We start from the raw sequence: 15622 nt of genomic DNA on the forward strand, positions 1-15622 counted from the left end.
TTTTAAGCCTAACTCTTTTCGAAAAAATACCTATCGATCAATTGGTTAAAAATACCGATGTGCAAATAACCATGTCGAACAATAATAACCAACTGAATCTATTCAATTAAATCTCCGGACACTTCTGAATAGTTTTAGTTTGTTGTGATGTATTGCAGAATATTGATTACATTTGATTCGTAATCAGTAGGTCCGCAGTTCGATTCTGCGCAACAGCACCAATAATTCAATAGGTTGCAACAAATTAAATAAGAGTATCTGATTTATGTAGACACTATGTAGACAGTAAAGCAGATATAAAAGGCAAATGGAAATTTGTTTTAGAAAATCCGACTCCGAAGCAAGTCAAATTTGTAATCAGAAGGTCCCGAGTTCTATTCTTGGTTTCGGCACCATAAAAACAATAAGTTATAAATAAATATGCAAGTGATAAATATTAATGTAGACACTATGTATACGAGAAATGAGTAAAAAGCTGCTTCAAATTTTGTTAAGATAATTTTTGATAACATCAGAAAAAAATGTTAAGCATTTCGAATAATAGGTCTTATTTCACCTACAACACGCCCACCATTCAAAGTATAGATACCCCAAAGCTCCAACCATTTTGGATACCCTTTTCCAGCAAAAGAAGTTCCGTAGATATTTTTGTCTCCTGAGCAAGTCCAGATTATCTTTAACTTGTTTCGTTTCAGAAAATCTTCTAGATATTTTTTATTAACTATCAAATCTGAAGAGTCTCCTTCACCGCCGATCGATGAATCGAAACACACGATCTGATCATATTCATCCAGCCATTCCCCAACATTTCTTGAATACTTAAGCTTCATGCCAAAAAACATTGGCTTGCAGGGCACTAGGTGCGATGGAGGTCTTAAACTATTTGAACCAGTTTCCCAGAAATAGCTTTCTGATGTCGGCATCACACGCGCTATCACTTTACTTCGTTCTTTTCGATTATAAACTTCCTGCCATTCCTCTCCGCCATAGTACGAACTCTCAAAAGCTTTGTATGCTGGTGACCAATAATATTCGCGAGTAAAAATTTCATATCGGTTACGGCGATCAGGAAAAGAATCGCTCCTAACATGTTGGTCTTTTGTCCACTTGATTAAGCTCTCTGCTTCTTCTTCCTTCACGAAATAACTTCTAATCTGATACCACAGATGTTTATAAGGATGTTCATATTTATCTTGCCCGATAGGAACAGGTTCTTCCCATTGAAGATGCTTGTCTAATATCAACCATTCAGTATTATCGGAATCTTTAATAGTTATAAGATTTTCCGGTCTGGGTAATTCTAGATTACTGATTAACCATTTCTCATGTGTATAATTCCAATCTTTATAAGCAGGAGGATCTTCTAAAAATTGCAATTTTTTAATTTTTCTACCGCTTATAAATGTCGGATCAATATTTCTAACAAAAGGATTCCAGGGTCCCTGATACCACACATATTGCTTATCTTCCCCCCATCTCGTTGATTCATCAATCATTTTATGATTGTCAGAAATGCGTGCTAGAATTTCATATAATGCAATCCACTGATATTTCTTGCCAATCCTTTCTTTTTTGTTTTCATTTCTATCACCCTTCCACGCACATCTGTCAAACTTCCCATGCTTCTCAACATTATATCCATAATTTTCAAATATTAATTTACAAGCATAGTTACTTAGATCATTTGGATCGAAGTCTTCCCAACTGTCTACAGCAGACTCGAAGGTGTATCGTCCAAAATCACCATACCCGCAAATACCCCGTCCATACTCCGTAACCATTGAGTTTAATATTGCGTTTTGTCCCCAGTAATGATCTTGAAAATCAGTTGAGTTGTAATTATATTTATAACCATCAATTTCTTCATTACTCGGAAAAGCGGAAGGAAAAAAGCTTCTGTATGGCGGACGGACAATTACCATGTCTTCTAAGGATATGCATTTGTTATATTGTGCATATTCAACTATATTTCTTGCGTAATCTCTAACCAAAACATTTGGATAAACTTCCTTGGCTGTAAATATTGTTTCCACGATATATTCCGAAAAATCCTTAAGTTCTTCTAGTTTGGTGGATCGCAAAACAGCGCCATAAGCTGCTGCAAGAATGCGCTCAAGCACATATGGATCATTAACGCTTTTAAATGCCACTAATAATTCTGTAATTGTTGAGATATTATTTTCTAATAAAGCGGTTAGCGCTTCGGTTGCTGAGTCTCTCAGTATTAAGTTGGAACTTGTGAAAAGCCATGCTAACGCCTTGGCTGCTAACAGCCGTGATATGTTAGACAAATATGATTTATCTTCTTCTAATCGGGCCCAGTCAATGAGTCTGAAAATTGCGCTTTCGTGGTAATACTGATCATGGAGGTAGGTCGTCCAGAATGCATCTCTGTCAGCCATTGAAAATTGCATCAAATAATGATGAAGTCGATCAGCGTTGTAAAAATGATCTGGGTCAGTAGCTACGGTATAAATCATCTGGAAGAACGACTCAAATGTGCGTTTATTTCTCAAAACATATGTATTTATATATTCCTTGGTATTTTCTTTTATTGTTTCCGGTTTTCTCCAAATCAAACTATAGATAAATGACTCAATTATATTTATAGAGCATTTCTGTTTTTCTTCGAGTAATTCATATAACTCCTTTCCAGTTCTTTCAGGTATTTGAATGGATAATGATTCCAGGATACCTTGTGAAAGATAGGAGTCTTTGATATAGCGATACAACTTTCCATTTTTACGAAAAAGACTTTTTAGTTTATTAGCTTCAAGATTTTTATCCAACAAATATAATGTCGTTAGGTGATCTTCAAATCGCTCATAAGCGAAATAAACACCTTCTTCATTTTTATCATCTTTTATCCAAAACATATTCTTGGAAAGAATACCCTCGGATATCAGAGCTTCCAGAAATTGTTTTTTATTACTAAATTTAGATAATGCTTGGTCTGCGATAGAAAAAGCTTCTTCATAGGTAATAAAGCTGAGTGCATTTTCTAACTTGTGTTTAATAAGCTCTTCAATGACTTTTTTTATAACTCCCCGGCCAGATGGGTAATCAAAAAATGACGGTGCTGATAACTTATCATCAATACTTTTAATAAAGAAATCAATGATACTGCTTATGCCTCCATATCCTTTAGGTACCCTGGTTAAACTTGATCTTCTTAATCCTTCACAAAATAGCTTAAGAAATAAAGGATTTCTAAATTCAGGATGTAGCAGTGGTATGCTTGGATGCTCAATGCAATATTGAGAAAAGAAAAAACTCGCTGCCCGATACTCCAGACCATCAAAACCAAAATGTTCAATCCTAGATATTCCATACCTAGAGATTAAATTGTCTGGTATTAATAATGACTCATATGAGGATCTAACACTAAGTACTAAGCCAATCCATGGGTATTTTGAAAAATTACTAATAAAGCCATTAACATGATCACGCCAGAAATATTTGCCTCGCCCTTCATTGATTGCATCAATGAAAAATAACAATCTTTCTCCCTGCGCCTCAGCTTTGGCATTTAGAGCACCCAGAAATTCTCTTTCGCTACAATCAAGTCTAAGTAAATTGTGGAGAATCTGAGTCCATGGTGATTCATCGGACGTGAAGTGTTGCCCCAACAATAATATGCAAGATTTGTTCTCATTTATCCTATTCAATGCTACATCTGCTAGTAAGTGCGATTTTCCAATACCAGCCTGTCCGGTAAGCATAAGTACGGGATAATTTGCTAACTTTAATATTGTGCTTTGGATGAAATTAGCGAATTCATTTATTGCCTTAAGTGATTCGTATATTGTATGTTTTATGTTACTAACAGATTCTTTTCCTTCCTTATCCCTCAGATGAGCGTGAACATGGTTATAACTTTCAGAAAATATCTTTTCAATTATTTCAATATCCTTTTTCAAAGAATCAATATCAATCTGAATTAATTCTTTTCTTTGCGATAATGAAAAAACAAATTTAATATTATTGATGGCAGTATCTAGCTGTTTTAAATTCGTTTCATTTGTAATTAAATTATTCTGCAAATGAGTGGAGGCTTTTTTGATACTTAATAAAAATTTATGAAAATGTTCTTTTACATTTTCGCGAAAGGCATCATTTTTACTAATTGCATCAAAATTCTTAGCTATCTCAAGTTCAACATTTAACTCTGGTGTATAACGATTACCTAAGTTATTGATACTGCTGTCAATATGTGATACGAACCATTTTTCTGAAAATTCCTCAAGTGAAAACCAAAATAACTTCCTGCCAGCCTGCTTTTCTAGAGATAGTCTGTGAATAAGTTCAGAACTACCCCAGTATTCAAACTCGATTGATTTGCCATGTGCACTAGCATAATTAGTCCATTCAACTACTTTCTCATTCCATTTATCCATAAACCATTTCTTATTAGGCTGCCTAGGATCTTGTCTATCTAATGGAATACAAACAAAATATTTTTTTAGATTCGAGTGGGTTTTTAAGGCAGTTTCAAAAGATTCTTTTAATTGACTCCACTGAGAATTTCCCATTGAAAGAAAGTATTTTGCTTGCCAACCGTACTCATCGCCATTTTCCATAACGCAATACGCTTCAACACCGCCGTCTGGTGCAGCTACACGATAAAATTCTTTTTTCCCATTTATATCCTCAGCTCTTGCCAATTGGCAAACCAATTCTTCAAAAGCATTGTTTTGAGAATTACCAAATGCTTTTATATCTTCCCATCTCAACGGCATATAACGTCCCTTGAACTGTGAGTATTCACATGATGTTGAAACAATTTAAGTATTTAGCGACAGCTTTATGCGGAACAAACTTTACTAAACTGCGCAGAACACTACTAACATATATTGTTAGAAAGCCTAACACACTTCAAATATATAAAAATACTCAATATGTAGTATTAATACAGTATCATATTACTATATCATGTGTTATATGATAACAATATTGAACCTGAATAAGGAAATTGAAATGACTAAAAAGAACCAACATGTAGTAAAACGTTCCGATGGCTGGGCAGTACGTGGAGAAGGAAATTCTCGTGACACCTCTAAGCATAATACCCAAAAAGAAGCATTCGATGCAGCTCGTGACATCGCGCGAAACCAAAATTCAGAAGTATTGATTCACGGCACTAACGGGCAGATACGTGAACGCAATACTTATGGCAAAGATCCTTACCCTCCAAAAGGGTAGCACTAAATAAAGAATAGGCGGACTTACATAAAGTAACTGCCTATTTATTGATGTCTTGCGTACAGTTATTGACAGAACTCCAAGGCGGCTGCGCCGCAAATGCGTCCTCGCGGTCGCTGCCGCTCCCACTCGGGCGCTTTGCGTTTCGCCGTTCAGGTTGTTCTGTGTTTACTGCACATCGTTCAATACGCCATTGATGCAAGCGGGTGGGTAATTGGATGGAATCTGTTTGAACACCGCAGATTTTTTGTCCTATCGGGTCACCATACTTTCCCAGTTCTTTGGATTCTATTTTCATTAGTTTGATGGGATTGTCTTTTCGTTTGGATGTCACGCCGCCCATCAATTGAATGAACTGCCACCATTTGTTTTGATCGGTTGCTTGTTGGGCTTGTTGTAGAATGCCTTCAGGTGCATTATTGACTCTGCGCAATTCACGCCAAACGCTGACAGGTGCACCGCCGATTTGCTGAAACTGTCGAATACCCCAGGTTGACGCCCAGGCTTCCACCCGTTCAGCGGCTTCCTGTATCGGATTGCCGTCGATATCATGTTCAAGTCCGTAACCATCGATATTCTTGGAGATGTATTTGGCTATGTAGCCAACCGCAGAACCTTTGCTTTTATCAATGGTTATAGCGGTGAAGCGATGTTTTAGTGCACCAGGTTCATCGCCATCGGTTTCTAGGGCATAGTGTTGAAAAATCTTGCGCACTTTCTCGCTGTGTTCCGGTGGCATAAATACCAGCATATGCCAGTGCGGTGTACCGTCATGTTGCGGTTCAGAAATACGGAAACCATAGATGTTCAGATCATCACGATCCAGTTTGGCGCGGATTCTTGACCAGACTTTATTAAGATATTTTTGGGCTTGTTTGGGTGTGGTGCCATCATATTTTGGATTAGCTTTGCAACTACCCGATAAACGCGCATGCATTCGGGATGGGCAGGTGATGGTATAGAATTCACCGGCATGTCCCAATTCATTGGCAATGAATTCAAAGCCGAAGATGCGCACCATCAATTCACTGCGACGTACTCGTGGATTGGCCAAGCTATGCTCTGCTAATTCGCTGAGCGTGAGGCCTTCATCCATTTCATTAATGGCCAGTAGACTCTCAAGGATACGTTGATTACGTTTTTTCTGTTCTCTACGCCGTTGCAGGGTTTCATCACTGACGTACTTACCTTTACGTTGATGCACAAAACCGGATCGAATCGCTCCCTGTTCCAGATTCCTGGCATGGGTTGTACGTAGTCTGCGCAGCCACCAGTTTTCATCGGTCAGGCGGGTATAAATGCCCTTCTCTGTGATACTTGGGTTATCTAAAGAGGGTAGATAGACGTCATATTTTTGCGCATAGTGCAACAGACTGGCTATTTTATCGGTTCGATTGAGCAGGAAATTACTAAAATCCTTAATTTCAATGACTATGCGTTTGGATAGTGCCTGCAGATCATCATCGGAAGCATTGAGTGGAATGCTGTGTTTGTTGGGCTTTCCATAAATTCTCAGCAAACCTTGATTGGCGTTGCGCCTGCCTTCAAAGATGTAGGTTTCTTTGTAGTCATGGGCGGCATTTTCTGCAAAGCGTTCGGGGAGTTGCCGGAATATAGGGGCGCGCCATCGTTTATCGCTACAATCCGGTTCATCCAGTAAACTTAAAATACTTTCGGCAATCTGTTCGCCGGGAGTGAGTAGTTCTTGGCTACCTCGTACTGACGTGTGCATGACACACCTCAGTACTGACTGGTGGATTGACACAGACACGATTCAATATAAGCAAGCAGATCGCTATGGCGATAGCGAACTGCTCGAGCGCCTATTTTGACGAAAGGCACCCGCGCACCTGCCCAGCGGTCTCGTTCCAGAAAGGCGATGCTTACGCCTAAGATTTGTGCTGCTTGTTTAGTAGTGAGTAATGGGTTTTGCATGATTGTCTCCAGTAGTAGTTAAACTGAAGACAATGTGCGACAAATGACGGGATAAAAAAAGACGCTAAAAAAATAGATAGGTATTTATTTTTTTTGAAAGGGTTTTATTTCTTCTATCCTACTGATTTTTTACGCCTTCCCCCTTTCTTTGCAAACTCAGACGCATAATTTTTTGCCCAGTTTTGGAATGTATCTTGAGTAAAAACAGAGGGGTTTCCATACTGCTTCATTATGGGATGATTACGAATTTGATCATAAGACTGTTTTGGGTTTTCTTCCCACAACTTTCTGGCTAACTCAAGGCAACCAATTTTCCTCTTGCGTCTTTCAGTGAGTCCGTCATACCAATTTTTGTTTTCATCATCGGTGTCCACAGCTTCAGTGGATTGTAGTTTTGTTGTCGCCCAGCAAGGGGGAGGTTCAAGTCTCGCTACATTGATGCACCAATTGATAACTTCATTTCGTTTTACATAAAGACTATCCAGGTAAGCTTTGTTAAATTTATTGCTTCTAAGGCATTGAATGAATCTTAAATCATGGAAAAAATCAAAAACTGATGAGATAAAGGAATCATCGATAAAGATTCGCCATCCCTTCCATCTGGCCGATATTTCCCGGCTATACATCGCATGCATCAAGCGATGAATAGCGGTTCTTAGCTCAGGTGAAATCGCGCTGGGATCTGTTTTGTCCGGGTCGGCGCCTATCCAGTCATGCGCCAATCGCCAGACAGTTTTAAAGTCAGGGCTGTTATCAATATGCATGGCAAGCTATTCATAGTAGTAAGTCAATAGTTTCAATTGACGGCTAATAGCCCAAACACTTAAGGGAATTGTTTGTGGTCAATCAGATAAATGATACTGTTACTGTATTATAGAGTTGGCCATTAAACTGTTCGATTTTTCATAGCAAATAAGACCGGAATACGGAGATTCCAATAAATCTTTTTAAGGAAACTCTGAGCAAGTTAATTATACTCATGACTCCAAAAGATAACAATTAACTAAATCAACAAGTTACCGTTCTCCCTGAGCTTGTCGAAGGACTTAATCAGAGCTTCCTTAATGGCCGGATCAATAGCAGGCCGGTGAAAAGTCTGTAAACACGAAAAATTCAGGTTTATTGGGATAGAGGCCCTTCCCAGAATTAAAAAAATGCTTATAGACTACTTTATGAGCTCGAGTTTCAGCAGTAATCAATTTTTACCGACTTTTTCAACTTGCGATTCGCCGTGGTCTTGCCACGGGGATAGGGTGCAGGGCGCGCGGAGCAAATTTATTGGCCTCAATACATCTACGAGATGTTAAGCCATAATAATAATCAAAATCAAAATCAAAATCCTATAGATTCTGGTTAGTAGTAACTTTGTTATTAATGCTGGAGTGTTCAAATTAATATACCTAGCAGGTTGGCAAACTTACTAGATATCTGTACTGTACCAATAAAATTAAAAACTCTTACACAAGATACCGAACAACATGAATAAAGAAACACAATCATTTCAAGACAGTACCAAAGATGCAGATTTGCTAATTAATCTACTCAAGGCAACGCAAATATCTGAAGAGTCAGAATTTATCCCAGCATTATTAAAAGCAACAGTAGATGGTTTAAAGCAAAGTGGTTTAAACGTAATTAACGCAAATTTATGGAAAGTCAACACATTTGTTGGCATGAAAGATGAGTCACGAATCGTCAAATATGGAGATGAGAGATTAATAACATTAGTCGGATGTTATGGATATGTTCCTGATGTAATTAACGAAAAAGAATTTGTGCAACTTCCAGACAATGGCTTGTTAGGCACGCTGTTAAATGAGCGAATGGAAATATTTGAGGAAATAAAACTAGCAAGTGAAAAAGGAGAATCGCATCTTGCTCCAGAGAGGATAAAGGAATATGAGTTACAACGAATGATCTGTATACCGATTTACAGTCCAAGAAAGTATCTCATGGGTAGACGTAATACCTATTTGTTGAATCTGTATACTAATAGGAATTGCACAACTAGACTCTCCATAACACAAGCACAGCTACTAGCAGAGCTTTTTTCTTTTGGGCTCGCACAAAAAAATGAAAATGCGCTATCTAAACTCATTAACTATGTTATGGAGCACTTTGAAGGATATACAAAGAAAAATAAGGATCTTGCTAGTACACTGTATTCAATAATTATATTTCTGAAAAAATATATAAATTTTGAGGCATGCTCTATTTTTATATGGGATCCAATTTTCCACTGTCTAAAATTAATAAAAAGTACAAGTACGAATGCTGACGGAGTATATTATTTTCCTGGGGAAGGAAAGACAGGAAAAATTTTTGAAAACAAAACTGCGCTCATTATCGATGATTTAGGAAAAATCCATGATCTTACTTCAGCAAACTACCAAGGGTGTAAATGGGAAGAGGTTACGGAAAATCCCCACAAATCATTTATGGGGATTCCTATAGCAAATCCTGCGCGGCCTAATGATGTGATTGGAATTATTCGAGTTATCAATAAGATTAATAAGCATGCGGGCAATCAGGGAGCTATTATAGAAGCTTTCAATCAAGATGATTTTCAGCTCATCAATAGATTAGGATCATTATTAGCTTTATATCTAGAATACGAGCAAAGCGAAATAGTTAGATCAACTTTTGCCATGCACATGGTCCATGAAGCCATGGGGCCCGTGAATGCTATTCGAGCTGACATAAGTCGAATTATAGGGAAAGATTGTGGTAGAAATATGGATAGGGAGAAGTTGACTGATTACTTAGAAACGACCATGAACAATACTGATGTACTGGGTGCTATTACCAGAAATGTGGAATATGCATGGAAAGGCACTGCTGGAAAATCAAGGAATGCCCTTTATAACATTACGTTAGTTAATCTCAGAGAGATTATTGAAAGATCATACAAAATGGCAATGGGATTTGTTCGGGCTGAGCACTTACAAATCAGTAGTATAGAGAATAATGTAGATAGAGCAATCAACTTGTATGTTGACGAAACTGCTTTTATACAGGTCTTCATGAACTTATTAACAAATGCAATTAAGTATCGAGATATAACTACAAAATATTTCAAGGTAATCATAGAATCAAAGCATGCTAATAATGGAGACGATATCATCGTGAAAATTAGTGATTGGGGTATTGGTGTTTCAAATGATGATAAAGAAAAAATATTTTATTTTGGATATCGTGATCGAAGAGTTGTTCAGCATGATGTGAGGGGGCTTGGTATTGGACTCTTTGTAGTCAAGCGAATAGTCGAAGATTTTCATTCAACTATTTCTTTAGTAGGCTGCCAAAATCCCACTATTTTCCAATTGACTCTATCCAGAAAATTACAAACTGATGGGTATAAGAATGAACGTTACTGGCAATCGATACGATATTAATTTTTAAAAGAAAGGGAATTATTTTGATACTGTGGATTGATGATGATTTAGATAATTATTTAAGAGCTTATCTCGAGGAACTTGAAGACGCTGGATATTCCGTTATCCGAGCCAATAATGCTGATGTGGCGTTTGTTGAGATTGAAAACAATAGCGATAGAATCAGATGCATTCTCATGGACGCAATGCTTCCTATAGGAACAAGACTAGACAAAGTAGATACTGAGATGGGAACCGCGACAGGTCTAAGACTGGCTGAATTCTGTAAAGATAAATATCCTAATATCCCCATATTGCTTTTAACCATATTACAGAAACCTGATATCGCTCAATGGAGTCGTGAAAAAAAAATTAAATACCTAGTAAAACAAACAACACTTCCTACTCAATTAGTTCAGATACTAACTGAAATGAATATACCAAAAATTTGAGAATTATTTAAACCCTTTATCTAATAAGCGACCGATTGTACAAATGAGTGACATACTATCATTAGCGGGTATTGTAATATCTTCGATTGCATTCTTTTTCTCTATGTATTTTATCGTGTTAGCAAATAAGGCAGCGGCCCATGTTCGTGAGATCGAGAACAAATTACAAGTCTTAGCTAAAGTCGAAAAGGATATCGATTGCTTACTGCGCGATACAATCAATACTGTAGACATAATTTTCGCTGACGAAATTTATATTCTAAATAATAGGAATGAACTGGAAGGCGAGGAAAAGAACAGACATAAAAGAACTATTGATCATATCTTGCAATCAAGGAAGAAATTATTATTTTTTAAATCATTGGATGTGAATAGAAGAAAAAGTCTAATTGTAGAGCTATATGAATTTGGTAATCGCAATGATGTTCATGAATTACTAGAGTTGTCCAAAAGAGAAAATGAAAGTACTGAAATCAAGGAACTTGCTTATACTTATGCCAAGGCGCTTGAATCAAAATTGGATGATCTAAAGAACAAAATGAGATGAAATATTTTTGTAAAAGATAGAACTCAAATTTATGACTTACTATCAATACTAAAGTAGTGCAATAATCGAGCAGATATTTGTTCCATCGGTTTTCTCAAGCGTTCCACATCACTAACAATATAACCAGCCGTCACATCATTGGTCATCTTATGGTTCACCAGACGTTTGAGCGCGTAAGCTGAAATATCAATACTCTCGGCAACTGTGATAAAAGTCCGGCGCAGATCATGTAACGTAAACGATACACCGGATAACTCAGTGACTTTTTGCACCTGCCGACGGGGTTCAATCAAGTAACCCGCTTTACCATCCCCAGCAAAAACATAGTCAGAATCTATTGCAGCCTTTCTGCTTTCCAATAGACCGGAAATAAAATCAGTTAGCGGCAGTGTCAAAGGTTCTCGGTTCTTGGTATCCCTCAATGTGAAAGATCGATCATCCAAATCAATATCAGACCATTTCAGGGTTGCGGCTTCTTGACGGCGTAATCCAGTAAACAAAAGGAATAAAAGATAATCAGCTACCAGTGCAGATTGATTAGTAATCTTATCTTGTTTTAGTGACATGACTGCCTGATACCAGGGAGCAAGCTGATGAGGTTTAATAACCGTTTGGCGACGATCTACCCGATACCATGCGCGGGTTTGGGTGAGGCGCATCACGGGATTTTCTCGTAAGATTGCATGACCGCTGCCATCTTCATATTGCGCAATGGCAAAATTGAATAAAGCGCGTAAGAAACGCATGGATAGATTGGCATAGGCTTCGCCACGCTCTACACCGATTTTGCTGTGACGTTTGGCGATCATGTCTTTACTAATATCCAGCATCGCTTTGTTCTGCCAATCAGCAAAGACGACTTTCATTACACGCTGATAATCATAAAGTGTGCGAGCTTTGAGATTCTTTCTAACCGTGATGAAGTCACTAAAGGCTTGCTCCAGGGTTGTTCCTTGCAATGCCTTATATTTCTTTTCAGCGGATGGATTCCGTCCTACTGCAATATGACCCAGTAATTTGTGCGCTTCTTTTCTAGCTTGTTCAACCGTTAACTCAGGATAACGACCAAGGGTTAATCGTTTGACTTTGCCATAAATCCGTTTCTCAAGGATGAATGATTTTGCGCCAGATGCTGTAATGCGCACCGCAAAACCCTTCAATTCAGCATCACGGGCAAACGCTTGACCAGATGCTGGTGCATCCAGTCTGTCTACATAGGATTTAGTGATTTTTAATGGAAGTGCTGGGGTTGCTTCAGTCATTGTTTCTCTCCATTCATGTAGACACAGTGTAGACGATAGATGTCAAACTACTGGGTGGAGTTTAAAACAAGAAAGAAGATGAAAGCAAGTAGATATAAGATTTCTAGCACTATTTCAAAGAAGTTAAAACAGTGTAAAATACATATCTTTAGAATTCGTAATCAGTAGGTCCGCAGTTCTATTCTGCGCAACAGCACCAATAAACAATGAGTTAGAAACATAACCGAACCGCCTTTACTTCGATTGTGCCAAATTTGTGCCATTGAACACGTCATCTACGACTCTGGCATGCTGGGCAAATTGCTCAGGTGCCAGGTGAGCATAACGCCTCACCATCTCAGCAGATTCCCATGCACCCATCTCTTGAATGACACTCAACGGCACACCATTCTGAGTTAGCCAGCTTGCCCAGGTATGGCGCAAATCATGCCAGCGGAAATCTTCAATGCCAGCACGTTTTAACGCCTTATACCAAGCTTTTGTATTCACTTTGACCAACTGGACAAAAGAGATCGCTCGCTTTGCACCGGCACTGAAGATGAGTATTTTTCATGGCACGGAACGCGTGCTGGAAAAAGAGCGTCATTTTTGAGATTATTTCTGGCAACACAAGAACAAAAGTAATGCGTCAAATGCGAATGACGCGGCACTATCTTCCCAAGCCTTTGTGCATATCAGTTAGGCGCCTTTCGTGTGAATAGCAAAGAAAATCTAGACTCGATGCTTCTTGCTGCCGACCGGGAACAGATTTTGTGAATTTCTGATCATTTGTCAGTATGTTTGACATTTCATTTGATTTTCAGTACTTTCATCTCCTATTAAAAAGTGCGTTTATTTTTTCTATACGCTTCCAGGCACATTAACTGCATTGTCGGGAATAGCGCAATGCGTGAGGTGCACCCGCCTGTCCGCAGGCAACTTCAACTAACCTTCCCCCGGATAAACCACAGGAGATTTGATCATGAGTAATATGCTACGAAGCCCCAGCGTAGGCCCCATCGTAGGTCACACGACAAGCACTTCCACGCGTATCTGGATGCGTGGGTCTGATGAGGCGCCTGGACGTACTGTCGGCGTTGCTGCCCTGTATGATGCCAAGGGCATCTACGTCACCAAGTCGGCTTGTTATCTGCGCCTTCACCGAGAATATGATCGCACAGGCGTCGTGGATTTCACCAAACTCAAGCCCAATACGACCTACAGCGTCAGAGTCGGCTCACTCACACTCGACAGCACCGATGATATGGCAAACGTCGAGGATGAAGAATTGCTGAAGAAACTCCCCAAAGCAGAAGCCTTATGTGACGACCTGGAACAATTGATTCCTGAGGAAAGCGTAGCCACGTTTACTACTTACCAGGGTACCGGCGACAAGGGTCTATCCTTCATTTTTGGTTCCTGTCGCTACCCTGGGCTCCTCTGGGCTACAAAAAAGGCGGATCGCATCTTCGGCTCTATTCACGAGAAGTTTCAATCCGAGAGTACACTGCAATTCCTCCTGATGGTCGGCGACCAGATTTATGCGGATAAAATACATCGTCAGATTCCACTTGAGCGAGCCGACACTCCGTCAGAATTTCACGAACGCTACGTCACGGCATTAAACTCGCCGAATATGCGCGCCCTGCTTCGCTCAGTGCCCACCTATATGATTCTCGACGATCACGAAATCGAAGATAACTGGGTCAAGGGCCGAATGGACAGAGACGCGGATAAACGACTCCTGTTCCAGACCGCGATTTCTGCCTACATGAGCTACCAATGGCTGCATTGCCCAAGAAATTACGGCCCTCGGGGCGAAGTTCAAGACGCCGATGGCGATAAGCTGTTTTACTCATTCGAGTGCAATGGCTACCCGTTTTTTGTTATGGATAGCCGCACCCAACGTATCCGTGATGACAAAGATTATGTTCTCGAAGACAACCACCTACTAGGTTACCCTGCCAAGCCGAGCGCGCCAAATTATCAAGGCCAGATCGACATTCTATGCGCTTGGCTCCTGTCACAGCAGAAGAAGACCGGTGACAGCCCGAAATTCATTGTGTCTCCAAGCATCTTCGTTCCAAACGGAGTCGAAACAGCCGGTACCGACGAGCGCAGCCGTCGCAAGAAATGCGAAGACGATTCGTGGGCAGCATTTCCTGAGACGCGTCGCCAATTGCTTCAAACTATTGTTAGTGGAAACATCCAGAATGTCGTCTTTCTGAGTGGCGACGTGCATTGCTCCAATCTCGCCAAGATTACCTTCACCCACAAAACCACCGGCCAACTTCCGCTTCGCGCGTTCTGTATCACGTCCTCCGCGTTCTATTGGCCATGGGCCTTCGCAGATGGTGATCCCCTGTCCTTCGTGCACGATTCCAAGCAGGAGGGCGACGACTTCGACGTCAACGACGATGTCATCATGAGTTACAAGGCCTACGGTTTTGAGCAGGATGATAATTTCACACGCATCGATATCGCCGGCAAGGAGATTGTCGTGCAGAACTACGATAGAGACGGCAAGACTCTTGGCAGCAAAGCAAGAGTAACATTGGCCTAGTAATCAGTCATTAAAAAACAAAATGATGTCATATAATCTTAAAGTCAGTAGTGTCCGGTTAAAAGTTTAACAAATTCAGTTGGTTAGCGGAGCCGCGCTGTTCTGGAATGTAGACGGCGCCTTGTAAGGCTTGTCGCAACTGGTTTTTCTCAAAAACAGAGACCGATAAAATCTGTAGCACAGTGTAGAGCGAGGCATCAATTTGAAGCTCCTTTTTAACAATGGCGATCAGCACGTAAGTGGCGACGGCGCACCAGATCTGCGTTTTCACCGCATTCTCGCTGTTGCCGATGAAACGTTTGATACGC

General features: G+C 39.7%; 10 protein-coding genes and 2 pseudogenes. 5 read left to right on the forward strand and 7 right to left on the reverse strand.

Going from position 1 to position 15622, the window contains the following annotated elements:
• Nucleotides 1-524: 524 nt before the first annotated feature.
• Entirely contained in the window at nt 525-4739 is a 4215-nt protein-coding gene (locus QZ942_RS03045) for a hypothetical protein (protein ID WP_292993170.1), read from the reverse strand.
• 238 nt (nt 4740-4977) lie between these two features.
• Between QZ942_RS03045 and QZ942_RS03050 the strand changes: the two genes are divergently transcribed.
• A complete protein-coding gene (locus tag QZ942_RS03050) occupies nt 4978-5202 on the forward strand; it encodes a DUF2188 domain-containing protein (RefSeq protein WP_292993172.1) in 225 nt (74 codons plus the stop codon).
• Nucleotides 5203-5242: 40 nt separating this feature from the next.
• On the opposite strand, the gene QZ942_RS03055 is transcribed toward QZ942_RS03050, so the two are convergent.
• The 3 genes from QZ942_RS03055 to QZ942_RS03065 form a co-directional block, all read right to left on the reverse strand.
• Nucleotides 5243-6934, reverse strand: coding sequence for a replication endonuclease (locus QZ942_RS03055; protein ID WP_292993174.1), 1692 nt, complete (start codon nt 6932-6934; stop codon nt 5243-5245).
• A gap of 8 nt (nt 6935-6942) precedes the next feature.
• On the reverse strand, nt 6943-7137 hold the full coding sequence (locus QZ942_RS03060; RefSeq protein WP_013966349.1) for a helix-turn-helix domain-containing protein: 195 nt from the start codon (nt 7135-7137) through the stop codon (nt 6943-6945).
• A gap of 113 nt (nt 7138-7250) precedes the next feature.
• Nucleotides 7251-7901, reverse strand: coding sequence for a hypothetical protein (locus QZ942_RS03065; protein WP_292993176.1), 651 nt, complete (start codon nt 7899-7901; stop codon nt 7251-7253).
• Nucleotides 7902-8615: 714 nt separating this feature from the next.
• On the opposite strand from QZ942_RS03065, the gene QZ942_RS03070 reads away from it, so the two are divergent.
• From QZ942_RS03070 to QZ942_RS03080, 3 genes are read left to right on the forward strand one after another with little or no spacing between them, the layout of a single operon-like run.
• On the forward strand, nt 8616-10532 hold the full coding sequence (locus tag QZ942_RS03070) for an ATP-binding protein (RefSeq protein ID WP_292993178.1): 1917 nt from the start codon (nt 8616-8618) through the stop codon (nt 10530-10532).
• Nucleotides 10533-10555: 23 nt separating this feature from the next.
• Nucleotides 10556-10963 (forward strand): response regulator, encoded by a 408-nt coding sequence (locus QZ942_RS03075; protein ID WP_292993179.1) that lies wholly within the window; start codon nt 10556-10558, stop codon nt 10961-10963.
• Nucleotides 10964-11006: 43 nt separating this feature from the next.
• Nucleotides 11007-11510: a hypothetical protein gene (locus tag QZ942_RS03080; protein WP_292993181.1), complete on the forward strand. Its 504-nt coding sequence runs from the start codon at nt 11007-11009 to the stop codon at nt 11508-11510.
• A 29-nt stretch (nt 11511-11539) separates the two neighbouring features.
• Here the strand turns inward: QZ942_RS03080 and QZ942_RS03085 are convergent, their stop codons facing one another.
• Both QZ942_RS03085 and QZ942_RS03090 read right to left on the reverse strand, forming a co-directional pair.
• Entirely contained in the window at nt 11540-12772 is a 1233-nt protein-coding gene (locus tag QZ942_RS03085) for an integrase family protein (protein WP_292993183.1), read from the reverse strand.
• 234 nt (nt 12773-13006) lie between these two features.
• Nucleotides 13007-13258: pseudogene (locus QZ942_RS03090) on the reverse strand (tyrosine-type recombinase/integrase); the annotation flags it as partial.
• Between the two features lie 475 nt (nt 13259-13733).
• Between QZ942_RS03090 and QZ942_RS03095 the strand changes: the two are divergent.
• The gene (locus QZ942_RS03095; protein ID WP_292993184.1) at nt 13734-15314 is read left to right on the forward strand and encodes an alkaline phosphatase D family protein; all 1581 of its coding nucleotides are present in this window, start codon (nt 13734-13736) and stop codon (nt 15312-15314) included.
• 58 nt (nt 15315-15372) lie between these two features.
• Here QZ942_RS03095 and QZ942_RS03100 read toward each other — a convergent pair.
• Nucleotides 15373-15622: pseudogene (locus QZ942_RS03100) on the reverse strand (IS4 family transposase); the annotation flags it as partial.

Source organism: Nitrosomonas sp., from assembly GCF_021731985.1.
GTDB lineage: Bacteria > Pseudomonadota > Gammaproteobacteria > Burkholderiales > Nitrosomonadaceae > Nitrosomonas.

What these genes read in the sequence shown, in the direction of transcription:
- QZ942_RS03050 (WP_292993172.1), top strand. Translation starts at nt 4,978, where the DNA reads ATGACTAAAAAGAACCAACATGTAGTAAAACGTTCCGATGGCTGGGCA.
- QZ942_RS03080 (WP_292993181.1), top strand. Translation starts at nt 11,007, where the DNA reads ATGAGTGACATACTATCATTAGCGGGTATTGTAATATCTTCGATTGCA.
- QZ942_RS03045 (WP_292993170.1), bottom strand. Translation starts at nt 4,739, where the DNA reads ATGCCGTTGAGATGGGAAGATATAAAAGCATTTGGTAATTCTCAAAAC.
- QZ942_RS03095 (WP_292993184.1), top strand. Translation starts at nt 13,734, where the DNA reads ATGAGTAATATGCTACGAAGCCCCAGCGTAGGCCCCATCGTAGGTCAC.
- QZ942_RS03060 (WP_013966349.1), bottom strand. Translation starts at nt 7,137, where the DNA reads ATGCAAAACCCATTACTCACTACTAAACAAGCAGCACAAATCTTAGGC.
- QZ942_RS03085 (WP_292993183.1), bottom strand. Translation starts at nt 12,772, where the DNA reads ATGACTGAAGCAACCCCAGCACTTCCATTAAAAATCACTAAATCCTAT.
- QZ942_RS03070 (WP_292993178.1), top strand. Translation starts at nt 8,616, where the DNA reads ATGAATAAAGAAACACAATCATTTCAAGACAGTACCAAAGATGCAGAT.
- QZ942_RS03055 (WP_292993174.1), bottom strand. Translation starts at nt 6,934, where the DNA reads ATGCACACGTCAGTACGAGGTAGCCAAGAACTACTCACTCCCGGCGAA.
- QZ942_RS03065 (WP_292993176.1), bottom strand. Translation starts at nt 7,901, where the DNA reads ATGCATATTGATAACAGCCCTGACTTTAAAACTGTCTGGCGATTGGCG.